Annotated in this window: 23 protein-coding genes and 1 pseudogene; 6 read left to right on the top strand and 18 right to left on the bottom strand. The window is 28.5% G+C overall.

Annotated elements, in window-relative coordinates; genetic code table 11:
* The first annotated feature begins 175 nt into the window (after nucleotides 1-175).
* Entirely contained in the window at nucleotides 176-391 is a 216-nt protein-coding gene (locus V3V28_RS10610) for a helix-turn-helix domain-containing protein (protein WP_331364991.1), read from the top strand.
* A gap of 23 nt (nucleotides 392-414) precedes the next feature.
* On the opposite strand, the gene porD is transcribed toward V3V28_RS10610, so the two are convergent.
* The 7 genes from porD to V3V28_RS10575 all read right to left on the bottom strand — a co-directional run bounded on the left by porD (nucleotide 415) and on the right by V3V28_RS10575 (nucleotide 5925).
* Nucleotides 415-1305 carry a type IX secretion system protein PorD gene (gene porD, locus V3V28_RS10605; protein WP_331364990.1) on the bottom strand — a complete coding sequence of 297 codons (891 nt, stop codon included), beginning with the start codon at nucleotides 1303-1305 and terminating at the stop codon, nucleotides 415-417.
* 59 nt (nucleotides 1306-1364) lie between these two features.
* A complete protein-coding gene (gene coaBC, locus V3V28_RS10600) occupies nucleotides 1365-2576 on the bottom strand; it encodes a bifunctional phosphopantothenoylcysteine decarboxylase/phosphopantothenate--cysteine ligase CoaBC (protein WP_331364989.1) in 1212 nt (403 codons plus the stop codon).
* Nucleotides 2576-2896, bottom strand: a complete 321-nt coding sequence (locus V3V28_RS10595) for a DNA-directed RNA polymerase subunit omega (protein WP_331364988.1) — start codon at nucleotides 2894-2896, stop codon at nucleotides 2576-2578. The genes coaBC and V3V28_RS10595 overlap by 1 nt, the downstream gene beginning before the upstream one ends.
* Before the next feature lie 8 nt (nucleotides 2897-2904).
* Complete coding sequence (locus V3V28_RS10590; RefSeq protein WP_331364987.1) at nucleotides 2905-3765, bottom strand: outer membrane protein assembly factor BamD; 861 nt, start codon at nucleotides 3763-3765, stop codon at nucleotides 2905-2907.
* Nucleotides 3766-3889: 124 nt separating this feature from the next.
* Entirely contained in the window at nucleotides 3890-4399 is a 510-nt protein-coding gene (locus V3V28_RS10585; RefSeq protein WP_331364986.1) for a ferritin, read from the bottom strand.
* A gap of 27 nt (nucleotides 4400-4426) precedes the next feature.
* Nucleotides 4427-5305, bottom strand: a complete 879-nt coding sequence (dapA, locus tag V3V28_RS10580) for a 4-hydroxy-tetrahydrodipicolinate synthase (RefSeq protein ID WP_331364985.1) — start codon at nucleotides 5303-5305, stop codon at nucleotides 4427-4429.
* A 101-nt stretch (nucleotides 5306-5406) separates the two neighbouring features.
* Nucleotides 5407-5925: a DUF6913 domain-containing protein gene (locus V3V28_RS10575; protein ID WP_331364984.1), complete on the bottom strand. Its 519-nt coding sequence runs from the start codon at nucleotides 5923-5925 to the stop codon at nucleotides 5407-5409.
* A 280-nt stretch (nucleotides 5926-6205) separates the two neighbouring features.
* On the opposite strand from V3V28_RS10575, the gene V3V28_RS10570 reads away from it, so the two are divergent.
* Entirely contained in the window at nucleotides 6206-6595 is a 390-nt protein-coding gene (locus V3V28_RS10570; RefSeq protein ID WP_331364983.1) for a DoxX family membrane protein, read from the top strand.
* 29 nt (nucleotides 6596-6624) lie between these two features.
* On the opposite strand, the gene V3V28_RS10565 is transcribed toward V3V28_RS10570, so the two are convergent.
* The 4 genes from V3V28_RS10565 to V3V28_RS10550 form a co-directional block, all read right to left on the bottom strand.
* Nucleotides 6625-7707, bottom strand: coding sequence for an esterase-like activity of phytase family protein (locus tag V3V28_RS10565; protein WP_331364982.1), 1083 nt, complete (start codon nucleotides 7705-7707; stop codon nucleotides 6625-6627).
* Nucleotides 7708-8671: 964 nt separating this feature from the next.
* Nucleotides 8672-9328 carry a lysoplasmalogenase gene (locus V3V28_RS10560; protein WP_331364981.1) on the bottom strand — a complete coding sequence of 219 codons (657 nt, stop codon included), beginning with the start codon at nucleotides 9326-9328 and terminating at the stop codon, nucleotides 8672-8674.
* A 2-nt stretch (nucleotides 9329-9330) separates the two neighbouring features.
* Nucleotides 9331-12978: an ABC transporter permease/M1 family aminopeptidase gene (locus tag V3V28_RS10555; protein ID WP_331364980.1), complete on the bottom strand. Its 3648-nt coding sequence runs from the start codon at nucleotides 12976-12978 to the stop codon at nucleotides 9331-9333.
* 101 nt (nucleotides 12979-13079) lie between these two features.
* Entirely contained in the window at nucleotides 13080-13970 is an 891-nt protein-coding gene (locus tag V3V28_RS10550; protein WP_331364979.1) for an ATP-binding cassette domain-containing protein, read from the bottom strand.
* Between the two features lie 219 nt (nucleotides 13971-14189).
* On the opposite strand from V3V28_RS10550, the gene V3V28_RS10545 reads away from it, so the two are divergent.
* On the top strand, nucleotides 14190-15278 hold the full coding sequence (locus V3V28_RS10545; protein WP_331364978.1) for a M42 family metallopeptidase: 1089 nt from the start codon (nucleotides 14190-14192) through the stop codon (nucleotides 15276-15278).
* Between the two features lie 202 nt (nucleotides 15279-15480).
* On the top strand, nucleotides 15481-16020 hold the full coding sequence (locus tag V3V28_RS10540) for an NUDIX hydrolase (protein ID WP_331364977.1): 540 nt from the start codon (nucleotides 15481-15483) through the stop codon (nucleotides 16018-16020).
* Nucleotides 16021-16039: 19 nt separating this feature from the next.
* Here V3V28_RS10540 and V3V28_RS10535 read toward each other — a convergent pair whose 3' ends face one another.
* From V3V28_RS10535 to acs, 3 genes are all read right to left on the bottom strand, one after another.
* A complete protein-coding gene (locus tag V3V28_RS10535) occupies nucleotides 16040-16711 on the bottom strand; it encodes a DUF6503 family protein (protein WP_331364976.1) in 672 nt (223 codons plus the stop codon).
* Between the two features lie 209 nt (nucleotides 16712-16920).
* Nucleotides 16921-18687 carry an ABC transporter ATP-binding protein gene (locus V3V28_RS10530; RefSeq protein WP_331364975.1) on the bottom strand — a complete coding sequence of 589 codons (1767 nt, stop codon included), beginning with the start codon at nucleotides 18685-18687 and terminating at the stop codon, nucleotides 16921-16923.
* A 298-nt stretch (nucleotides 18688-18985) separates the two neighbouring features.
* Nucleotides 18986-20893, bottom strand: a complete 1908-nt coding sequence (gene acs, locus V3V28_RS10525) for an acetate--CoA ligase (RefSeq protein WP_331364974.1) — start codon at nucleotides 20891-20893, stop codon at nucleotides 18986-18988.
* A gap of 224 nt (nucleotides 20894-21117) precedes the next feature.
* Here acs and V3V28_RS10520 point away from each other — a divergent pair, with 224 nt between their 5' ends.
* Nucleotides 21118-21897: a sulfite exporter TauE/SafE family protein gene (locus V3V28_RS10520; RefSeq protein ID WP_331364973.1), complete on the top strand. Its 780-nt coding sequence runs from the start codon at nucleotides 21118-21120 to the stop codon at nucleotides 21895-21897.
* Here the strand turns inward: V3V28_RS10520 and V3V28_RS10515 are convergent, their stop codons facing one another.
* On the bottom strand, nucleotides 21898-22797 hold the full coding sequence (locus V3V28_RS10515; protein WP_331364972.1) for a DUF3471 domain-containing protein: 900 nt from the start codon (nucleotides 22795-22797) through the stop codon (nucleotides 21898-21900).
* Between the two features lie 31 nt (nucleotides 22798-22828).
* A complete protein-coding gene (locus tag V3V28_RS10510; RefSeq protein WP_331364971.1) occupies nucleotides 22829-23554 on the bottom strand; it encodes a serine hydrolase domain-containing protein in 726 nt (241 codons plus the stop codon).
* A gap of 154 nt (nucleotides 23555-23708) precedes the next feature.
* On the opposite strand from V3V28_RS10510, the gene V3V28_RS10505 reads away from it, so the two are divergent.
* On the top strand, nucleotides 23709-24512 hold the full coding sequence (locus tag V3V28_RS10505; RefSeq protein WP_331364970.1) for a TerC family protein: 804 nt from the start codon (nucleotides 23709-23711) through the stop codon (nucleotides 24510-24512).
* A 67-nt stretch (nucleotides 24513-24579) separates the two neighbouring features.
* Here the strand turns inward: V3V28_RS10505 and V3V28_RS10500 are convergent, their stop codons facing one another.
* Together V3V28_RS10500 and V3V28_RS10495 are read right to left on the bottom strand one after the other, a co-directional pair.
* A complete protein-coding gene (locus V3V28_RS10500) occupies nucleotides 24580-24951 on the bottom strand; it encodes a glyoxalase (protein WP_331364969.1) in 372 nt (123 codons plus the stop codon).
* 38 nt (nucleotides 24952-24989) lie between these two features.
* Nucleotides 24990-25096 (bottom strand): annotated as a pseudogene (locus V3V28_RS10495) (IS982 family transposase); the annotation flags it as partial.

Raw genomic sequence — 25096 nt, 5'->3', positions numbered from 1 at the left:
TCAATGCCTAAAAATGGATAAATTATACCTTTTTAATCTCACTGAAAACCGTGAGAAAACTCACGGTTTTCAGTGACCCAAAAACTGGCTATTGTAGAATGAAAATACAACATGTACCTTTACAAAAAATTGTATTGCCTTTATTAAATCACCCAATAATAATAATAATAATAATATGTTGTTAGAGGAAAAAGCAGAAAAAGTTAGAAAGAGAATTAGAAGTACTAGATTAGAAAAAGAATTCACACAAGATTATGTTGGCCAAAAATTGGGTGTCAGTCAAAAAACGTATCACCGTTTAGAAAATGGAAAATCTCAATTAAAAGTAGAAATACTTTTTAGATTGGCTATTGTATTAGAAGTAAATGCTAGTTATTTTCTAGAAATTTAATTTTAAAAAAAAGCTGGAAAATATTAATTAATTTTTTTCCATTTGCTACTATTGTTCGGAGAAATTTTTCTTAAAACTTCAATTACTTTAGAAGTATTTCTAGTTTGTGGCCCATCTGAATAGATGTTTACAATCTCATCTGCTTTTGCATCAAAGAAAAGTCTAATTAAATAGTTACCTACGGTTTTATTGTAAATATTTTCGATAGATAAAACTGAATTCTCTAAACTTTCTTTTGCTATATTTCTATTGGATGCAAATTCATCTAACCCATTTCTATGGTAGTTATACATTACATCTCTATAGTTTTTTAATTTTGGAGATAACATATTATCTATCAATAAAAAACGATTTTGCTTACCAACTACATTTTGCCAAGAAGATAAACCACTTTGTTGTGCTTGTAACATTACATTTTGTGCTTCTTTTAAATAAGTTTCTCCGCCGTATTTAGAAAATGTATCTGCATCTGCACCTAAAATAATATTTACATAAAAAACAATGGTAGAAACTAAATTACTATCAAATGAGTTTTTATTGTAAATTAAAGGATCAAATTCATTGTATTTAAAATTGAATTGATTGTCTTTAATGTTTAAAACAGGTGATGCATAACTAGAATCATAAACAGGCCTTGTAGATTGCACTTGTAAAGTTGCTGTAAAGTTATTTGCATCTCTAGAAGTAATAATAATTGTCATTGCACAATCAATACGTTCTTCTGTTTTTACTGTTTTATTCGTCCACTTTGTTTGATTCAAATATTCATTCAAAGACTTTTGTAGCGTAGTAAAAACTTGTTTATTAGAACCTGCAACTTGTGCTGAATTTACAGTAACTAAACAATTTAATTCTTGAGAATTAATACTTGATATGAAGAATAATACTAAAAAAAAGGAAATATATTTATGCATATTCAAGTTTAGATTTTTAGAATCAAGAGCAAAACTATTTTAGGTAAGCCAAATAAACCTTATTTCTTTGTTCTTAAAACAATTTCATTTATAATATCTTCTGCAACAGCTACCTTAGACTTTAATTTAAAAGATTTCTCATTGAATTCTTTATCAATAATAGTGATTTTATTTGTGTCTGTTGCAAAACCTGCACCTTTATCTTGTAAAGAGTTTAATACAATAGCATCTAAATTTTTTCTTTTTAGTTTGCCTTTTGCATTTTCTAATTCATTATTAGTTTCTAAAGCAAAACCAACTAAAAACTGATGCTTTTTTATTTCTCCTAAAGAAGCTAAAATATCTTTTGTTGGTGTTAACTCAATCTCTAACGATGAATCTTTCTTTTTTATTTTCTGATGAGCAATATTTTTTGGCTTATAATCTGCAACGGCTGCAGAAAGTATAGCAATATCAACATCATTAAAATAAGTGTGCGAAGCTTCATACATTTCATCTGCAGAAACTACATCTATTCTATGTATTAAAGAATGTTTTATTTTTTGATGACTTGGGCCCGAAATTAAAAACACTTCTGCCCCTAAATTGGCAGCAGCATTTGCAATTGCAAATCCCATTTTACCAGAAGAATGATTTCCTATAAAACGAACAGGATCTATAGCTTCATAAGTTGGTCCAGCAGTAATTAAAACTTTTTTACCTTTTAAAGGTAATCTAGATAAGATATCACTTTCAATAAATGATACAATATCTTCTGGTTCTGCCATTCTTCCTTCACCAACTAAACCACTTGCGAGTTCGCCAGAAGTTGCAGGAATTAAAACATTACCAAAACTTTGTAATTTGTTTAAACTTTCTTTTGTAGATGGATGAATATACATGTCTAAATCCATTGCTGGTGCAAAGTAAACAGGACATTTTGCAGATAGATAAGTTGCTAACAGCAAATTATCGCAAGTTCCATTAGACATTTTAGATAATGTATTTGCAGTTGCAGGTGCAACTAACATATAATCTGCCCAAAGGCCTAAATCTACATGATTGTTCCACAATTCATTTTCTTCTTCCTTATCATAAAAAGTAGTATGAACAGGATTTTTAGAAAGTGTAGAAAGTGTAAGAGGTGTAATAAAATCTTTAGACGCAGGAGTCATAATAACTTTGACTTCTGCGCCTAATTTTATAAATAAACGAACTAAACTAGCCGTTTTGTAAGCAGCAATTCCGGCAGTAATGCCTAATAAAACTTTTTTACCACTTAAAACAGACATTATTCAGCGTCTGGAGTTCTAAAGTAAACTTTATCATTTAACCATTCGTCCATTGCAAGTGCAGTTGGCTTTGGTAATCTTTCGTAAAATTTAGATACTTCTATTTGTTCTTTGTTTTCAAAAACTTCTTCTAAACTATCATTGTAAGTAGCAAACTCTTCTAATTTATCAACTAATTCTCTCTTTAAATCAGAATTAATTTGCTCTGCTCTTTTAGAAATGATAGAAATTGCCTTGTAAATATTTTCAGTTGGTGCTTCAACTATATTTTTATCATAAGTAATAGTACTTAATGCAGCTGTTGTGTCTTTATAATCCATAATAATAATTATTTCTTTAGTGAATTTGCATATTCTTTTTGCTTTGCTTCCAAAGCATCAACTCTTGTTTTTTCTTTTTGTAAAGTTGCTAACATACTGTTAGAATCTTCCATAAACTGAGATTCCGGGAAATTTCTTTTTAATTTTTCGTATGCCTCAATTGCATCTTTAATACGTTCAGGTTTTCTTCTGTCATAACTTTTTAAAACAAAATCATGTGCAGCTTTTAATCTGAAGTATAATGCTTCTTCTTTAAATTCTGACCCCAAATAATCTGACAACAAATTATCGAAAGCTTGTATTGCAGCTTTGTAATTTCTTAAATCATAATCTGCAGTTCTATAATATGTTTTTGCTATTTCAAAAGATTTCTTTTGTAATTTATAACGCAAGTCTTTATAGTGTTTATTTGCTTCTGGAATTTTATCTGAATCAGGATATGCATTTATAAAGCTTTGGAATGCTTCTAAAGCTTTATAAGTATCTGTTGGATCTAAACTAAAGTTAGGTGAAGCTAATTTATAACTGTAAGCTGATAAGTATGCAGCTTCTTCTCTTTTAGAGCTTTTAGGATAATTTTTAGAAAAACGATCAAAATAATAACCAGAAATACTGTAATTTTTCTCGTTAAAATTAGATTGAGAAATCATAAATGAAATTCTTTCCATTTGTGGTTTTCCTCTATAAGAAGGTGTAATTTTCTCGAATAAACGTAAAGCTTTACTATACTTATTACTTTCGTACATCTTTACAGCCATCTTATACTGCTCTTCTGTAGTACCTTTGTTTAATACTTTTTGATACTCACCACATGAAAACAAGAGAAGTGAGAACATCAATAAATACGCTAAATTTTTAATTTTTTGCATCGGGCAAAATTAGTGATTAATTATGGATAAATAAAACGATTTTTTACACAGTTAATTGTGCTGTGAAATAATTATCACAAAACAACAAAAAAATGTGCAAATTGATACTAAAAGTATGTTAATATTATGGCTGTGTTGGTGCTGGTACAATTAATTGTTTAATATCATTATCAAATAAGTAAAAACCACTTTTATCATCACCAATTAAATTAATTTTATCTAATATGTTTCTTGCTAACGCTTCTTCTTCAATTTGTTCAGACACATACCATTGTAGAAAATTATGTGTTGCATAATCTCTTTCTTCTAATGTAATATGAACTAAATCGTTTATTGACTTTGAAACAGCAACTTCATGCTCAAACAGCGTTTGAAATACTTCTTTAAAAGAACCAAATTCGATTGGAGGTGCAGATAGTTCCGAAACCTTTGCATGTCCACCACGTTCATTTATAAACTTTACCAATTTTAACATATGCATTCTTTCTTCATCTGAATGTGCATACATAAATTGAGAAACGCCCTCAAAACCCTGTGTTTCTGCCCAGGAAGCCATTGCTAAATATACTTGTGAAGATTGCGCTTCTATGGTTACTTGCTCATTTAATGCGTCTTGTATTTTTGCTGATAACATCTTTATTGGAATTTTAGGAAAAATATTTTAATTAAAACTTGTTACAAAATTAGCGATTTTTAACTGAAGTTCTGTACTTGCTTTTACTAAAGGCAAACGAACTTCATTTTTACAAATATTTAATTCTTGTAAAACTGTTTTAATTCCTGCAGGATTATTTTCTTCAAAAATATAATCTACTATATCCATCATTTTAAAGTGAATATCATATCCTTCTTTATTATTCCCTGCTAATCCATGGTTTATCATTGTTGAGAATTCTTTAGGAAATGCTTGTCCTATAACAGAAATTACACCAGAACCACCAGCTAAAGTTACACCAAAAGCTAAATCATCATCACCAGAAATAATTAAAAAATCTGCTGGTTTGTCTTTTAACAAAGCATAATATTGTTGTGTATTATTTCCAGCTTCCTTTACTCCTACTATATTATTAAAATCTTTTGCCAAACGAATTGTAGTTGCTGGCTCCATGTTTTTTGCTGTTCTACCAGGAACATTATACAAAATAATTGGTTTTTCTGTTGCTTCTGCAATTGCTTTAAAATGCTGATAAAACCCTTCTTGAGTTGGTTTACTATAATAAGGTGCTACAGAAAGAATACCATCTATATTAGATAGGTCTCTTGTTTTAATTTCTTCAACAACCTTTAATGTATTATTTCCACCAATTCCTAAAACTAATGGTAAACGTTTGTTATTTGTTTTAACAATAACATTTATAATTTCTTGTTTTTCTTCTTCAGTAATTGTCCCACTTTCGCCAGTGGTACCATTGATAACCAAATAGTTTGTTCCGTTTTCTATATTGAAATTCACTAATTTTATTAGCGCATCAAAATCTACACTTAAATCTTCTTTAAAAGGTGTAATTAACGCAACTCCTATACCAATAAATTCTTGCATTTTCTGTTATTTTTAGAATGCCGTAAAATTACAATATTCAATTAGATTATAAACTGAAATTATTAAATCTTAAAAAGAATACACAACTTTATATTTAAAGTTTAATTTTTCAACTTTTCTAAAATCTGTAGGTACTTTTTTAATTCTGAAGTAAATTGAGGTACATTTTCTAATTTTTCTGAAATCTCTAATTCATATAATTGTGAATTAACATCTGAAAAACCGGCTTTAAACACAGCTTTAGATTGTAAAACGGCACTTTTTAAATACAAATTATTTGTATTGAAATAACCTATTAACAAATCGAATGGTTGCTCTAAAAAGCTTTCAAAATTTTGATGTGTAAATTCTCCACTCCAATTTATATCGTTTTCTGAAAAGTGTTTAAATGAATCCTCATCTAACTTGTTGTATTTTCTATAACTGTATAATTTAACATTTCTTAAATTCAAAACAGTTTCTATTTCTTTTTGAAGATCAAGTTTTGAAGAAATATCTTCTGTACTTAAAACTCCAACGGATAAAACTTCCTTTTGAGAAACAATTCTATTTTCTATTGATTTTGATAAAGATTTTTCAAATCTTTTTTTAATTATGGAGTGTTTTAAATTACTAAACATTTATAGTTTTACTGGTTTTAACTTTGTAAAAATAGTAATTATTTGTTTGTTATTTAAAGCAAAACAAACTGATTTATTTGTTCTTCTTAAACTTTAATATTATCAACTGAAAACCAAATGTTTCTATTGTATTATCTTTAGAAAAAGAATTGAATAAAATTATAAAGTTCATTAGTTTAGAATTTCAGCAAAAATGTATTCAAAAAAGGGTACTTACTGATAATTATTTTTTTTGTAATTATAAAATAAATTATTCGTCTAAATTTTTAAATAAAACAAAATGAACAAAAAAATACTATTTATATTAAAAGTAGTTGCTGCAATAACTATGCTACAAACTTTATTCTACAAATTTACTGGTGCACAAGAAAGTATTGACTTATTTACAAAATTGGCTGGAGAAAAAGAAGCTTTTATGAGGGTTGGAACTGGTGTTCTAGAACTAATTGCTTCAATTTTATTATTTACATCAAAGAAAACAGTGTTTGGCGCAATTTTAACTGCTGGTTTAATGGGTGGTGCAATTATGTCTCATTTAACAAAAATTGGAATTGAACACAATAATGATGGGGGGATACTTTTTGGGTCTGCTATTCTTATATTTGTAATTGGTATAATTGTATTGTTTTCTGAAAGAAAAAACATACCTTTTATTGGGCATAAGTTTTAAACCAAAACATAAAAACATTTTTTTTAGAATTACTTTTCTTCTACTTCTAATAGAATAAACTGATTTAGCTGTTTTCCATAAATTTGAAAATTATCATCAGTAACAAGTAGTAGAGATTGATTACCATTTTCTAATTTTGGCCCAAATGTAATTCCTTCAACATTATCTATAATTCCTTCTGTTAATTGATTTTTAACATCTTCAAAATTTATTAACAAACGTTTTTTTAGTGGAATAAATGAAGTTTCCTTTAAAGATTCAACATCTAAAATGTTTGTTGTTTTATCACCTAGAACAGCATCAAAAATTCTTACAATATTACCATAAGCTCCATACCCATTTTGGTAGGTTCTTTCAATAATAAAAAAATTATTTTCTTTATATTCTAAAATAGCCGTTACACCATTTAAGTTAATATTTCCTTTTGCAGGTTTTGTAATATGCTCTAATTGATACGCAAACTGCTTTGTTGCTTTTTGGGTTTGTTTATCGAAATAAGTAATTCTTATTGGTGAAGATTTTTTAGTGAAAGTTGGTTCTGAACCATCTATTTTTAATGGTGCTTCCATAGTTACCCAAAAACCTTTATTATCTATACTTTTTGAAGAACCTTCAAAAACTGCGTTGTGTTTTATAACTTCATTATTTTTCAGATTATTTGGAAGTTTATATGATGCTATAAATTTTCCATTTAAATCAGTTTTAAAAACAGTTGGTTTTTTATCTTTTCTTATTGAACCTTCACTAACAAGGTTTACTTCTTGAGTTTTTTCATCAATAAAAATAGATTCTAAATCTAATGCGTTTTCTTTATAAAAAAATTGAGCAGTATCATTTAAATAAACAACGTTTTTAAAATCTACATTTACAATTTCACTTTGCAGAACATTAATTTTAGCTTTTAAAAACCTTGGGTTTCTTGCGTCATCTACAATAAAGTAATAATATCCGTTTGAATAATCTACACCAGAAAGTCCACCAATAATAGATTTTTGAAAAGAGACTGAATCTGCTAAAACATATTCATCTAAAAACTTTAGTTCAGTTTGTTGTTTTGAAGAACAAGAAAAAATGAGTGAAATTATTAAAAAAATGTAACCACAGTTTTTCATCTAATATTTTTTAAACAAAGTTATCCATTTTATATATTTGTAAGTAAGAAAACAACACTCTTTAAAAGATTAATTATTCATTTAATAATAAAAATTAAAAAAAAGTAAATTATTCTTGCTTTATATTCTTTTTATTTATAATATTGCCATGTAATTATATTTAATGTTATTAAATGTGATTACTATTATCCCCTAAATTAATATATATGAAATAAAATTATTTTGAGTCACCCCTAATTATTAGTCCCCCTAAAATAGCTGATAATTGACAAGAAAATAAAAAAAAATATATCTATTCATTTAGAACTAAAAAAAGCAGTTACAATATGTAGCTGCTTTTTTCTTTTGCTATAATCTTATCAATTATTTTTATATTTTTTCTTAAATTTAAAGGGATCAAGTCATAAACTTGTGAGATTTTAGGATTAGCCATAAATATTTTGAGAATCTAAAGAAGAAGAATTCAATGTTTCTAACACCTCTAAATTGTGCTCTAAAGGCTTTAATTTCGGCAATAAAAACCACTACTTGTAAGTATATTAAGCGATTAACATATTCAAAAATTAATTAGAATAATTAGTATTCTCTTTTTCATATTTATTCTTTAGATTATATATTTAGCAAATACAGGATCGAGTAGTTATTTTCTCGATGTAGTTAAACAATTCCTCTAGGATATAAATTAGGACACTTCTTTTTATTTGGAAATTTAACTTTTATAGGAATTCTCGCTTTAAAGTTTCGTTCTTTTTGTTTTGGCAGTTTTAATATTTACTATAATGTGGTTTTTGTTTTCTGCGAAGAATTTAGTCAAGTTTTTTTTACCTACACGTACATTTGGCTTTGTAGATTTAGCCGCAGATTTACTTGGCATAATTACCGCAACAATTATGGCATAACTTAACAAACATTTATTTTATTAAGAGCTTTAAAAGCACATTATAAAGCATAAAGACATCAATAATTATTGAGAATCTTTAACAATCAAAGCCTTACAAATTAAATATTGAGCTACAATGTAAGTAATCATAATAGATATACTATACATTGCTTTAGGCTCATAAAACTTATTAATTGCAATTAAACTGTCTGAAGTTATAAAAATAATTGCACCCAAAAATAACCATAAATTTTCAGTAGATTTTTCTTGTACATAGTTCAATAAAGTAACCGCTCCAAATGAAGATATAGTAATACCATAAACAATTACTGGCACTAACATTTCACCTAAATTACCTTTAATTAGATACAATAAACTAAAAAAGAAAACTACAAACGGAAGAGAAACCATAGTTACTTTTTGCAAACTAATTTTCTTTAAAAAGCCTGCAGTAATTTTAATGTATAAAATATGAGCTAATAAAAAAGAAGCCAATCCAAAAACAAAAAATTGTTCTTTAAAAAGCAGTAAAACATCTCCCCAAAAAGAGAAAAATAAAGCAGAAACATACCAGAAATTTGGTTTTTTAACTGCAGATAAATAAACCAAAACCAAAGTTACCATTAACAATGGTTTTGTAGAAAACGCTAACATTTCATGATTTAAAAGCCCATAAACATGAAGAATTACTACAATTAAAAAAAATAATGAAGCGATAGTTACTCTGGTTTGTTTAGTCATGATTATAATTTTCTTCTATTATCTTCAGATTGTGTATCTATTAATTTATTAAAAGGGTCTACACCAACTTCTGTTGGTTTTTCATCAACTATAATTGTAATTTTATTATTGATTGCTGTTATTTTATGCTTATTTAGATACAGTATTTTTTCTTGCTTTTTATCATCAATTTCTTCTACTGTAAAAACACCAATATCTATATAATCGACTAATGGAACCGATAAAATAGCTTTCTTCATTTTATCAGTTTTATAAGATAAAGTATCACCTACTTTTTCACCATAGTAACGTTTTCCTTTTTTATCGTTTCTATATTTTGAAACTTCAAACTCAATATCTACTTGGTATTTTCCGTTTTCTAATTCGGTAGATTTCACATCAACAATTCTATTTTTATATAACGTAATTGTTTCAAACATGTCTTTAATTACATATTGTAAAGAATCTGGTGTAACCTCTCTTATATAATCTACCAATTCTATTGAAGTGGTGTATGGAGGCTCTTGAAACTTTACTTTTTCTACATATTCTTTTAAAGCTCCGTTTAATTTTTCTTCACCTATATAATCACTTAAAGCATAAAATACTAGAGAACCTTTTTGATAACGAATATAACTTTGACCATCATTATACATTAATGGATTCTCACGTTTTGTTTCGAAAGCTCTTTGAGACAAATAACCATCTAAAGCTTCTTTTAAGAAAATTCTCATTTTTTCTTTTCCATGTTCATGTTCCAAAACTTTTAGTGAAACATATTCAGATAAACTTTCAGACAACATGGTTGCTCCTAAAACATCTGCACCAATTACTTGATGTGCCCACCATTGATGTGCTACTTCATGCACCGTAATTGCAAACGAATAATCTACACCACCATCTGCTTCATCTACCACATCTGCAATAAAACCTGCATCACCTGCAAACGGAATTGTATTCGGAAAAGATTGTGCAAAAGCGCCACTTGGAAACTCCACAATTCTTAATTGCTTGTGTTGATATGGACTAAAGTTCTTCGAATTATAATCTAAAGAAGCCTTCATTCCTTTTAGCATTCTTTCTAAATTATATTCGTGTCCTTTATGATAATAAATCTCTAAAATAACATCATTCCATTTGTCCTTTTTCACTTCATATTTAGCAGAATTAAATGCATAAAAATTTAAAATTTTACTATCCATCTTATAGTGAAAATACCTTCTATCATTTTCTGTCCATTCTTTTTGTAGATAACCTGGCGCAATAGCTATCTGATCTATAGAAGTTGAAACGGTTGCTTCAAAATCAATCCAATCAGAATCTTTAGAAATATAAGTATCTCCTAAAGCCGTTGAGTCTGATGGATGTGGACGTAAATTATTTTTTGATAAATCGTATTTTTTACGCGTTTTATTATCTGTTAACTCTCCTGCTGAAGAGTAACCTAAAGTAGGAAACATAGAGAAATTATTGATAAATGTTCCGTTCTCTACAATTGGTGATTTTGTTCTAAAAGCAGAATTTTTATTGCTTTTTACAGTAACTGAAAGTTGTAAAGTATCGCCAGGAAGTATTTTATTTTCAAAATGATACACATCAAAATGATTAATGGTATCTTCTAAAACTAGATTGTTTGCTTTGCTAAATTCAAATGTACTTTTTAACGAATTATGATTTAAGAAAATACTATCAATTGCTTCATCCGTTTTATTTATCATCGTAAAAACTGCTGATGCTTCAAAAGTTTTTTTCTTCGGAAAAATAGCTACATCCGTTTTTACAGCAACAATTCTAGGTTGTGCATAACTCTCATACTTTTTGTATGTTTTTTCCCAATTCACTCTTTGCAACTCTCTTTCTTTAGAAGAAGTTCTTTTCGATTTTGTGCCAGTTTCTTGATAAATTGAATATCCTAATACTAAAAATAAAAGTAGAAAAACTGTAAAACTTACTACTGCAAAACCTTTAAAACGAGATTTTGCAATAGAAATTCTCTCTGAAAACGAGTTCGGAATTCCACGAACCCAGAATAAAAAAGAAACTATCAGTAAAATTAATCCGCATAAAATCCAATATATTTTATACCATAAATAAGGCGCTAAAGTACCGTAACCATTCATATCTGAAAATCGAAAACCAGGACCTTCATTGTATTTAAAAATAGATTGCTCAATACCTGCTAATGATAAAAATGGCATTCCTATTGAAATGACTAAAAGAATAAACAAACCTAAATAAGGATTTCTAATAAGCGTTTGAATAAAGATTGCTAAAAGAGTCCAAACTAAAAGATTTAAAACATCTAGAAAAAATAATTCTTTTAAATAATGTCCGACTTCAAAATTATAGTATCCTTTATAAATTTGGAAAACAATACCTGAAATAAGAATAACACTTAATAAAACCAACTGCATTTTTAAAATTGCAATTACTTTAGAGAACAACAAAGTCCAATTAGGTACCGGAGTTGTATCTACCAAATGATCAATACGAGCAATATTAGCTCTATGCACCAACATACCCGCATATAAGAAAGTACAAATAATAATTGCCAATCTTATAAAAACTCTACCTCCTATTAGCATTTGCCAAGTTACAGGCAAGGTTTTAGTTCCAAAAACTTCTCCCCTATTAAATAATGTTACCATTAATAAAATAAAGCCAACCAAAACAATAGAAATAAAAGCCCAACTTTTAAAAATGTATTTAAAATCTATATTAGACAGTTTCCACATTGTTTTTAGGTTCTGTAGAAACGAAAAATTATAAGTAACTTTTGGTAAAACAATTTTTGTAATTCCGCTAAAGTTAGATTTAATAATTCTTTCTCCTTTTGTTTTTTTAAACGAAAAAGAAATTGCATTCTGACTAAATGTAAAGAATTTATATACCATTCCAAAAATGAATACTGCAATTGCCAACCATAATAAACGGTTATAAACAATTAATTCTTTCAAAGGAATTTGCAATTCATTTTGCTCTGAAGGCGTCCAATATTTTGTGTAATGATTTACTGCTGAAGAACCAAAAGGATCTAAAATAGCAGCCAATGAACTTTGTTCAGGATCAGATAAAACACTTGCTATAATTCCTTGTATCAAAAATAAAATAATGACTGCAATAAAACCCGCAGCAATATTTCTTGTGTATGTAACCACCGCAAAAACAATAGCACCAAACAACAAAATATTAGGCAAAATAAACACCAAGTAGGTTTGTAAATAGGTTAAAACATTAAATGCTCCTACAATTTCTGAATTTGTTCCGGGAAATCGAAAACCAATAATCATACCCAATGCTATAGAGAGTACAATTATAGAAACAACCACAATTGCGCTAAAAAATTTGGCAAATAAATAATTGGCTTTTGTAAATGGATATGAATATAAAATGGTGTGCATTTCACTCTTATAGTCTCTATAGATTGAAACTCCCATGATTGAGGGAAACAAGAAAAATATAAACGTAGTTAAACCATCCATTAAGTTGTTCACACCAATCGGCGAATTTACAATTCTTGATGAACCTACTGTTGCTGTTACAGAATCGAAAAGGCCAGCAAAATTAGCTGATAAGAAAAAAGCTAGTAAAACAAATATGGATGTATAAATGTAAAATGCAGGTTTGTTAAACCAATATTTTAATTCTTGTTTGAAAATAGTTGAAAACATAATAAAAAAAGTTTTGAGTGTTTAGTTTTAAGTGGTTAGTTTTTTGAGTTTAATTTAAAATTTATACTAAATCCTAACTTAAAACTCATAATTAAAAACTCTTAACTCGTTAAAACTGGTTCATCTTGTTTTAAAGCAATAAAATACACATCATCTAACTGCGGAGTTGATGCCACAAAATCTTCAGAAGGTTTTTCTGTTGCATGCACTCTAATATTTAACGTATTATCTTGATTGTAGTTTGATGATAAAATATTGAAGTTTTTTTCATTTTCTTCTAAATCATCTCTCTCTATAACTTTCGTCCAAATTGTATTTTCAATTTCTTTTGTAGCCTGTAAAGGTGTTGTATGTTTTAATATTTTTCCACCATTTAAAATTGCCATTTCATTACACAATTCTTTTACGTCTTCAACAATATGTGTAGAAAAAATAACGGTACAATTTGTACCAACTTCACGTAAAACATTCAAAAAACGATGTCTTTCCGCAGGATCTAAACCAGCAGTTGGTTCATCAACAATTATTAATTTAGGATTATTTAGAAGTAGTTGTGCAATTCCAAAACGTTGTTTCATTCCGCCAGAATAACCCGCAACATACTTGCGTCTTACATCGTATAAATTAGTGATTTCTAAAACTTCTTTTACAATTGCTTTTCTTTCGGATTTGTTTGCAACTCCTTTTAAAGTTGCAAAATAATCTAACAAATCTTCAGCTGACATTTTTGGATACACACCAAAAGATTGAGGTAAATAACCTAATACTTTACGTAAAGACATATTGTCTTCTAAAACATTAATATCTCCAAAAGTAATTGAACCAGAATCTGGACTTTGCAATGTTGCAATTGTTCTCATTAAAGATGATTTACCAGCACCATTTGGCCCTAATAAACCAAACATTCCTGTACCTATTTCGATACTTAAATTATCGATTGCTTTAACACCGTTTTTGTAAGTCTTGGTTAAATTTTCAATTACTAACTTCATATTCTTGGTTTTAGTGATTTTTACTTGAAAAAAATCCATCTAGATTCATTCTAGAGGTTTCCTTTAAAATTGTAATTCCCGTGAAAACGGAAATCAGTGATTAGTGTAAAAGTAAGCACTTTTGTTACATTTTTTTGTGATTATTTTTGTGCTTTTAATAAAAATTCGTTTTATTTTTACAATTAACAAAGAAACACAATATTTATAAACTTATATATAATGGCAAAAAAATCAATCTTAAATAAGAAATCGCTTACTTTTTTAGAAAAATATTTAAACAACGCTGCTCCTACTGGTTATGAATGGGAAGGTCAGAAAATTTGGATGGATTATCTAAAACCCTATGTAGATACTTTTATTACAGACACTTATGGTACAGCTGTTGGTGTTATAAATCCGGATGCAAAATACAAAGTTGTTATTGAAGGACATGCAGATGAAATTTCTTGGTATGTAAATTATATTTCTGATAATGGTTTGATTTATGTCATTAGAAACGGAGGTTCTGATCATCAAATTGCGCCAAGTAAAATTGTAAATATTCATACTAAAAACGGAATTGTAAAAGGTGTTTTTGGTTGGCCAGCAATTCACACAAGAAATAGAGCGAATGAAGAAGCGCCAAAACCAGACAATATTTTTATTGATACTGGTTGTTCAACAAAAAAAGAAGTAGAAGAGTTAGGTGTTCATGTTGGCTGTGTAATTACGTATCCAGATGAGTTTCATATTTTAAACGGAGATAAATTTGTTTGTAGAGCTTTAGACAACAGAATGGGTGGTTTTATGATTGCGGAAGTTGCTCGTTTATTAAAAGAAAATAAGAAAGAATTACCTTTTGGATTGTACATTACAAACTCTGTACAAGAAGAAATTGGTTTACGTGGTGCAGAAATGATAACACACACAATACAACCAAATGTTGCTATTGTTACTGATGTTACACACGATACAACTACACCAATGATCGACAAGAAAAAAGCAGGTCATTTAGAAATTGGTAAGGGGCCTGTTGTTGCTTTTGCACCTGCAGTACAACAAAAATTAAGAGATTTAATTACAGATACAGCAGAAGCAAAAAAGATTCCTTTTCAGCGTTCTGCACTTTCTAGAGCAACAGGTACAGATACAGATGCTTTTGCGTATAGTAATGGTGGTGTTGCTTCTGCATTGATTTCCCTACCTTTAAGATACATGCACACAACAGTAGAAATGGTTCATAGAGATGATGTTGAAAACGTTATTAAAATGATTTATGAAACGCTTTTAAATATTAAAGATGGTGAAACGTTTTCTTACTTTGAATAGCAAATTGACTTCATTGCGAGGAACGAAGCAATCTATTAATTTAACATTCAGTTTTGTCTTTTCGAAATGAGCTTTTTAGCGATTGAAAAACCTCATATTTGATAACCAGAATTATGAGATTTTTCATTCTTCGAAATGACAAACTGACTCTTATCCAGACCCTTCAGGTTTTAAAAACCTGTAGGGTCTTATAAAAAAATAAATGGACGAACTAATAAACATTTTAACTCCAGAAGGAAAATCAACAGGGAAAACGGCTTTAAAATCTGAAGCTCATAAAAATGGCTGGTTTCATGCAACTGTGCATATTTGGTTATTTACTTCGGATGAAAAAATACTACTTCAAAAAAGAACTGCTACCAAAAAAGTATTCCCTGGTTTATGGGATATTTCTGTTGCAGGACATATTGTTGCTGGCGAAGACATTTTAACATCAGCAAAAAGAGAAATTTTTGAAGAAATTGGATTACAATTAAAAGAAAAAGACCTCATCAAAATTGGGACAAGAATTCATCAAGTTTCTCATAAAAACGGAATAATAGATAATGAACATCATCATGTTTTTATTGCTGAGTTAAAAGTTCCAGTTTCTGAATTAAAAATTCAAGAGGAAGAAGTTGATTCTATTAAGTTGTTTGATTTAGATATTCTTAAAAACACAAAAAACCTCGAAAACGTATTGCTTCCGAGGTTTCATGATTATTATGTTTCTATTTATGATAAAATTATTAAATACCTATAATAATTTTTAACAGAATTGTTTATTTAACTGGTTTCTCAAAAAATGAATCTGCTAATTTTGCTTGACTTACTAAAGGTAACGTAAATTCAGTTGCAGGTTTTGCTGGTTCTGTTGGAACACCATTTTCATCTTTTTTATACCAAGTAATTTCTTTTGGTAAAACCAATCCGTTTACGTTTTCCCATTTATTATATTTTATTAAGTTATACTTATCACTGTTACTTTTAGATCTAAAAGTAACAGTATATGCTAACCATTCCATTTGATAAGTTTTAGGGTTGTAATACACAATATAATTATCATCTGGTGAAGCTCCTTTATCTGAAGCATAAGAAATTTTATAACCTGGATAACTTACTCCTTCAAAAACCAAATCATGTTCTTTACTATAAGTAATTCCATCATCTGCTAAAACAAAAGGCATTGCATAAAAATAGAAATACAAATTATAATAAAAAGTAGGATTTCCTTTATAAACTCCTTCTTTGTCTTCATCTAACCAAACCTCTTTTCCATCAAAACCTAAAGAAAATTTCGGAGTATTTATAACTGATTTTCTTGACTGTAAATCTACAGTATGAACTTCTTCTCCTTTGTTAAAAGAAAGAATTTGTGCTTTTCTCCAGATATTTATTCCTCCGTGTTTTTCGAAAATTCTCCCTAATTCTTCTGGAAAATTTTCTTTTTTCACTTCAACAATAGTAATAAAATGGTTTTTTTCATAAGTTAAATGTCTGTTGATTATAATGTACTATTGTCGTTTGTTTTAAAAATCCTTTCAAAAATAAGGATTTTAATTTTTCATTTTAAGAGAAATCTTCTGATGTTAAAAAAAACCTAATCGTTAGAGATTTCTCCATAAAGTCGAAATGACAAATAAATAAACTTTTCGAATTTTAATTAAATTTTTGCTTGGTAGGTATACAAATCATAATACCTTCCTTTTGATGCTATTAATTCATCATGCGTACCTCTTTCTGCAATACTTCCAGCTTCTATCACTAAAATTTGATCTGCTTGTTTAATTGTACTCAATCTATGAGCAATTACAATGGTAGTTCTATTTTTTACTAATTCTGATAAACTTTTCTGAATTAAAGATTCGCTTTCTGTATCTAAACTAGAAGTTGCTTCATCTAAAATAATAATTTTAGGATTTGCTAAAATTGCTCTTGCAATTGCCAATCTTTGTCTTTGTCCGCCAGATAATTTCACACCTCTTTCTCCAATTAAAGTATCTAAACCTTCATCAAAACGGTCTGTAAATTCATTAACATACGCAGCTTTTACTGCATTTTGTAATTCTTGTTCTGTTGCATTTGGTCTTGGAAATAAAATATTTTCTCTAATGGTTCCTTCAAACAAAAATTCGTCTTGTAAAACAACACCTAAATGTTTTCTGAAACTAGATAATTTTACTTGAGATATATCTTGATTGTCAACTGTAATTGTACCAGAATTAGGGTTTAAAAATGTTGCAGACAAACCAGCAATTGTAGATTTACCAGAACCAGAACTACCAACCAAAGCTGTTACAGAACCAGAAGGAACTTTAAAATTGATATTATTTAATACTTCTTTTCCTTCTTCATAAGCAAAAGAAACATCTTCAAAAATAATTTCTCCTTTAATATCTTCTAAAACAATTGTTCTATCCACATCATCTTCTTCTGCTTGCATATTCATTAATTCTTCAGTTCTGTCTAAACCTGCCAAAGCTTCTGTTAATTGACTTCCTATATTACTCATTTGTACAATTGGTGCAATCATAAAACCAAGAATTAAAGTAAAAAACAAGAATTCACCTGTAGTCATTTCTCCTTGCATCATGTAATAACCACCAATTCCAATAATTCCTGTGGTTGCAACACCTATTAAAAATGTTGATGAACTCGTCATAATTGCAGTAGCTGTTAAACTCTTTTTTACATTTTGAAAGAGTTTATCAACACCTTTTTCAAAAACTAAATTTTCTTGTTCTTCAGCATTAAATGCTTTTATAACTCGTACACCTGCCAAAGTTTCTGTTAGTCTTCCTTTTACTTCTGCATTAATTTTACCACGAGTTCTAAAAATTGGACGAATAAATTTAAATGCTTTTAAAGCAACAACTCCAAAAATTGAAATCGGTAGAAAAACGAATAAAGTCATCCAAGGATTTAAATCTATTAAAATAATTAAAGATACAATTGCTGTAAAAGTTCCACCAACTAATTGTACTAACCCTGTACCAATTAAGTTTCTTACACCTTCTACATCACTCATAATTCTAGAGACCAAGGCGCCAGATTTGGTATTATCGAAAAAGCTAATTGGTAAAGACAATACTTTCTTTTGTACTTGTGCTCTTAATTCTGATATTAAATATTGTGCTTGAACACTTAATATTCTAGTTAACAAAAAAGACGTAATTGATTGTAAAATAATTGCTCCTATTACAAATAAAATCAAAGAATATAACTTATCGAAATTTTTGTCTGGAACAACCTCATCTAATAACACTTTACTTTGCCATGGTAATATTAAACCTGACAAACTTCTAATTACAATTAGAATTAGTCCAATAAAGACTAGATTTCTTCTTGGCCATATAATTGTTTTAAAAGCTTTACCAATTGATACTTTTGGCTTCTTTTTATTTTTATTTGATTCTATTAAATGTTGCATAAATATCTATTGTCAATTTATATGCCATTGAAAGAAATCTGACATATTTACAAAGTTACAATAAAGCAAAAGACCTTACAGGTTTAAAAAAAACTGTAAGGTTTGAAAAGATCAATTTAGTTAACAAACAAGCTTGCGTGAGCGATAGAAACGACATCCTTTTTGCTTTTATAACAAAAAGATATAGTGGATAGCACAGTTTTTGTTTTTCACAAAAAAACGCCCAAAAAAATACCTCACAGATTTAAGAGTCTATGAGGCATGGATAGAAACTGAATCAAGTTCAGTTTAGCTTTCATTACAATCGATTATCAATAATACTTTGCACAACTTCTGGATTTAAAAGTGTACTTGTATCTCCTAAATTATCTATTTCGTTGGAAGCTATTTTACGTAAAATACGTCTCATAATTTTCCCTGAACGTGTTTTTGGTAACCCGTCTGAAAACTGAATTTTATCTAATTTTGCTATCGGACCAATCCTATCAGAAATTAACTGATTGATTTCTTTGCTTAAATTATTGTGATTTCTGCTTTCTCCAGAATCTTTTAAAGTAATATAACCATACAAAGCACTTCCTTTTATATCATGTGGAAAACCAACAATTGCACTTTCTGCAACTGCAGGATGTTCATTAATTGCGTCTTCAATTGGTGCTGTTCCTAAATTATGACCAGAAACAATAATTACATCATCTACTCTACCCGTTATTCTGTAATAACCAACCTCATCTCTTAATGCGCCATCACCAGTAAAATACATTCCCTCATACGCAGAAAAATAAGTTTCTTTATAACGCTCATGATTTCCCCAAATTGTTCTTGCCATACTTGGCCAAGGGAATTTTATACACAATCTTCCGTCTACTTGATTTCCTTTTAACTCATTACCTTTCTCATCCATTAAAGCAGGCTGAATTCCAATAAAAGGTAAAGTTGCATACGTTGGTTTTGTTGGTGTTACATAAGGTATTGGTGTAATCATCATTCCTCCTGTTTCTGTTTGCCACCAAGTATCAATAATTGGGCTTTTCTTTTTACCAATATTCTCATTATACCAATGCCAAGCTTCTTCATTTATGGGTTCTCCAACAGAACCTAAAACTTTTAAAGATGATAAATCGTATTTATCAACTAATTTTGTTCCGTGTTTTGCCAATGCTCTAATTGCAGTTGGCGCTGTATAAAATTGATTTACTTTATGCTTTTCAATAATATCCCAAAAGCGTCCAAAATCTGGATAACTTGGTACTCCTTCAAACAAAACTGTAGTTGCTCCGTTTGCTAAAGGTCCATAAACAATATATGAATGCCCAGTAATCCAACCAATATCTGCAGTACACCAATACACATCATTTTCTTTATATTGAAATGCATTCTTAAAAGTATACGCCGTATAAACCATATAACCAGCTGTTGTGTGCACCATTCCTTTTGGCTTTCCTGTAGAACCAGAAGTATATAAAATAAATAACGGATCTTCTGCATTCATAATTTCTGCTTCACAAATTGTTGAAGCATCATCTAATAAAGGTTGTAACCATTGATCACGTCCTTCTTGCATATTTATATCAGAATTGATTCTTTTTGCAACTAAAACAGTTTCTACACCAGGACAAGATTCTAAAGCTTCATCTACAATTCCTTTTAAATCTATTGATTTTTTCCCTCTGTAAGAACCATCAGAAGTAATGACCATTTTACAATCGGAATCATTAATTCTTGTTGACAATGCTGTCGCTGAAAAACCTGCAAAAACTACAGAATGAATAGCACCAATTCTTGCACAAGCTAATGTTGCAATTGCCAATTCTGGAATCATAGGAACATAAATACAAACTCTGTCTCCTTTTTTAACTCCGTTTTCTTTTAAAACATTTGAAAATTGATTTACTCTTTGGTGTAATTGTTTATAAGTAATATGTTCAACAGCTTCTTTTGGATCATTAGGTTCAAATAAAATAGCGGTTTTATTTCCTCTTGTTGCTAAATGCCTATCAATACAGTTTTCTGTAATGTTTAATTTTGCTCCTTGAAACCATTTTACTTCTGGTTTAGAGAAATCCCATTCTAAAACTTTATCCCATTTTTTTCTCCAAACAAAATGTTCTTCAGCAATTTCTTCCCAAAAATTTTCTGGCTCACGAATTGATTTTCTATAAACTTGATAATATTCTTCTAAATGTTTGATGTGGTAGTTGCTCATAATTAATTTTGTTGATTGTAATAGTTTATAACAATATAAAAAAATGTTTTATTTTTAAGGGGCTAATAGGTTAATTTTGAGTGCTTTTTTATTAAGTTACTAATGTATAAAAACAATGTTTCTATTTCCTACTTTTTCTACTTACAACATTTAATGATAGATGAAATACAAAAATTAAAATAAATACATCTTTAATTCTTAAGAGAATAATATATTTGCTTAAAATGAATTTACAATTATTTTTTGGTACTTTTTTTGAAAATTGGCATATCGTTGTGCTTTTTTTTACGGTTGCAATCTTGTACTCTTCAGTTGGTTTTGGTGGTGGTTCTAGCTATTTAGCAATTTTAGCTTTAACAGGAGTTATTTTTACGCAAATTAGAGCCACAGCACTTTTATGTAATATTATGGTAGTTTCTGGCAATATTTGGTTCTTTTATCATCAAAAAAGGTTTGATTGGAAAAAGATAACTCCATTAGTACTATTTAGTATTCCGCTCGCTTTTTTAGGCGGTTTTTTAAAGATAAATCAAACTTTTTTTTTCACCCTTTTAGGTTTTACTTTATTATTTGCAGCAATAACTATGTTGATATCTAAACGTATTGTTTCATTGGAAGAAAAAGAAACAAAACTAAATCTCACAAAAAACGCTAGTTATGGTGGAGTTATTGGCTTTATTTCTGGAATGGTAGGAATTGGAGGTGGTATATTTTTAGCCCCATTGCTCCACTTAACAAATTGGGATACTCCAAAGAAAATTGCTGCAACTGCTAGCTTTTTTATTTTGGTAAATTCCATTGCTGGTTTGTTAGGACAATATTCTAACCCAAATTTTGAAATTGATTGGAATTTAACTTCTGTTTTATTGATTACTGTTTTTATTGGCGGTCAAATTGGAAGTAGAATGAGTAATAAATTTTTTAAACCTATTCAATTAAAAAAGGCAACCGCTATATTGATTGCCTTTGTAAGTATTCGTATTTTAATAAAATATTTATTCTAACTATTTCTTTTTCGCCTTCATTGCTCTTCCTCCTTGATTTAAAGTTAATGCAATTACTTGCCCTTTATCATTTTTATGGAAATTAACTGATGCTTTTACAACTTTTAAAAAGAATTTGGTTTTTGATTCTGCAAATAGTTCAATTTTTTGCTGACCAGTTGCTTGTGCAAATAATTGATTTTCTTTTGAAGAAATTGTTAAATCAAAACCAGGTTGAATCTCAAAAACACCTTCATATGTTTTTAATACATCCACAGAAACAGTAAATTCTCCCTTCTCTTTTGGTGCTTTTTTATCTGTAAAAATTCCTTTCCGTTTGTTAATTCTATTTTTAAAAAGTGTTACTTTCTTTCCATCTTTTATTGAAAAATCATATGAAATAAATCCTTCTTCAAAAGAAAACGAATTTGGGGAAGATGGATGAATTTTAAAAGGATCTTGCGAACTTCCTTCTCTTTGACTATATAGTTGATTATCCTTTAAAGTGATATAACGTAACACATCATTATCAAATTCATAAGTTCCAACCCATTTGCTTAATTGTTTTTTTGATAATTTAACTGAATTCTCATTATTAATTTTTGGCTGATCAATTGCTAAAGCTGCAATTTCTAAAGCAGTATTTGTTGGCGATTGACAACCACAATTAGAAAACAAAATCACATACACATTTTTACTTGGCACAAAGACTCCCATTGATAAATATCCAGGAATTGCACCTCCATGTTCAATTGTTGATACAGCATTTATTTCGTTAATACTCCAACCATAACCGTAGTTTATTTTATCTCCGTTGTTTAATGTGTAATTGGTAAACGCTTTATCTATTGTTTCTTCTTTTACAAAAACATCTTTAGTAATTGCTGTTTGCCATTTTAACATGTCATCTACAGACGACATTATAGAACCAGCAGCATAAGGAAGTGTTAAACTAATATATTGCGCATTTGAAAATTCGCCTCTTTTTTTGATAACCAGAAGCTCTGTTTTTAATTAATTTTGAGTGACTTCCATAATAAGAAGAATTCATATTTATTTTATCAAAAATTCGTTGTTGAATAAACTTCTGATAAGATAAACCACTAACTTTTTCAATAATATACCCTAATATAAAATATCCTGAATTGTTATATTTATACTTTTCACCCGGATCAAAATCCATTGGTTCATTTTTAAAAAAATCGATAAATTTTAAAGGAGATTCATCAATTGTCATCACTTTTCCAAAACTTTGCATTGAAGTATAACTCTTAATACCTGAAGTATGCGTTAATAAATGGTGCACAGTAATTTTTTTTCCGCTAGTTGGGTAATCTGGGATAAATTTTGTGATTTCGTCTTCTAAACTTAATTTACCTTCTTCTAATAACATTAGAATTGAAACGGAAGTAAATTGTTTTGTAATAGAACCTACTTGAAAAACATTATCTGAAGTCATGTCTACATTCAATTCTAAATTAGCTTTTCCGAAAGCTTTTCTGTAAATAATTTCACCATCTTTAGCAACCAATGCAGAAGCCCCAGATTCGTTACTTTTAAATTGTTTGCTTAATATATTGTCTATCTTAGATTCTAAACTTTGTGCTTGACTTGTATTGAAGGAGAATGCATAAAGAAAAAATAAAATGGTAGATTTTATGAGTAAATGAGTTTTCATCTGAAAGTTTTAAGGTGATTAATTTTATATATGATGCTTTTAAAAAGTTTAAGTTACAACTTTACTCGAATTTTAAAAAATACTTCTTTGATAATAGGTATTGTTTTTAAGTTTTTTAAATACCTTTGAACAATTCAAAAAAGTAAATAAAATTATGTTAGGAATTATCTTTACACTATTAATGTTAATCTTATTACAAGCTGTTTTAGGATTCGACAATTTATTATACATTTCTTTAGAATCTAAAAAAGCACCGCTTGCCGACCAAAAAAGAGTTAGAAAAGTAGGAATTTTAATTGCAATTATTTTAAGAATTATATTGCTCTTTGTTTTAGTTTCTTTAATTGGTTATTTTAAAGAACCATTTTCTTTTTTATCTGGTGAGATAAAAGATATCGTAAAATTTTCATTTAATGGACACAGTATTATTGTTTTACTCGGTGGTGGTTTTATTATCTACACAGCAATAAAAGAAATCTGGCATATGATTGGTGATTCTGACTTATCTACAAATGCAGAAGATGCAAATGGAAAAGGAAAAAAATCTTCAAATGCAGTAATTGTAAGTATTGTACTTATGAATTTAGTTTTTTCTTTCGATTCTATTCTAGCAGCAATCGGTCTTACTAGCGAAATAGAGAATTCTACAACAGCATTTATTGTAATGGCAATTGCTATTGTAATTAGCGGATTATTAATGCTGTTTTTAGCGGATAGAATTTCAACTTTTTTAGCAAAAAATAGAATGTATGAAGTTTTAGGATTGTTTATTCTTTTTATTGTAGGTATTATGCTAGTTACTGAAGGTGGTCATTTAGCACATATAAAATTATTTGGAAACGAAATTGTACCAATGAGTAAAACTACTTTCTACTTTGTTTTGGCAATTTTAGTAATTGTAGATGTTGTACAAGGAAGCTATCAAAAGAAATTATTGGCAGAGCAAAAGCAGAAGTAAAAACAATATTACCTTAAAGCTGTTATAAAATATAGTAAGTTGTTGTATTAATTTACAGCAACTTTTTTTATTGAATTTCGACAATACTATCTTTAATTCTTTGAGTAACAATCTGTAAAATTCTTCTATTTATTTCTGATGAATTAGCGCTATAAAACGTAAATTCTTCTGTAGAAAACTGACCAATAATAAAACCTAAAGTGAGGTTTTTATAGTTATTATCTGTTTTAAAAACTGATGAAACTTTACTTCTTTTTTTCTTGTCTACTAAACTTGAAAAATCAACTTTTCTTTTCTGAAGATAATTTTGAAAGGAAACAATTAATAAAGTATGTTGCATTTTTATAACAGGACGAATTACTTCATTCTGAAATTTCTCCATTTCTGAAGTTCCTGCATTTACTAAATCTTCTAAAACTAGTCTTTCTTTTTTATCCATTTAACAAATATTAATATATTATTTTACCCGTTGTGCATTTAAATAATACTAATTTTTAAGTTGTTAATATTTCTATCAAAAGTAAACTTATTAATGAATTGAATAATTGTTAATGAGGTTAATTTTGAGAGTATTCTAGTCTTAA

This window comes from Polaribacter sp. (assembly GCF_036480315.1).
In the GTDB taxonomy this organism is placed as follows: Bacteria; Bacteroidota; Bacteroidia; order Flavobacteriales; family Flavobacteriaceae; genus Polaribacter.
This window is presented reverse-complemented; position numbering and strand designations above follow the sequence as displayed.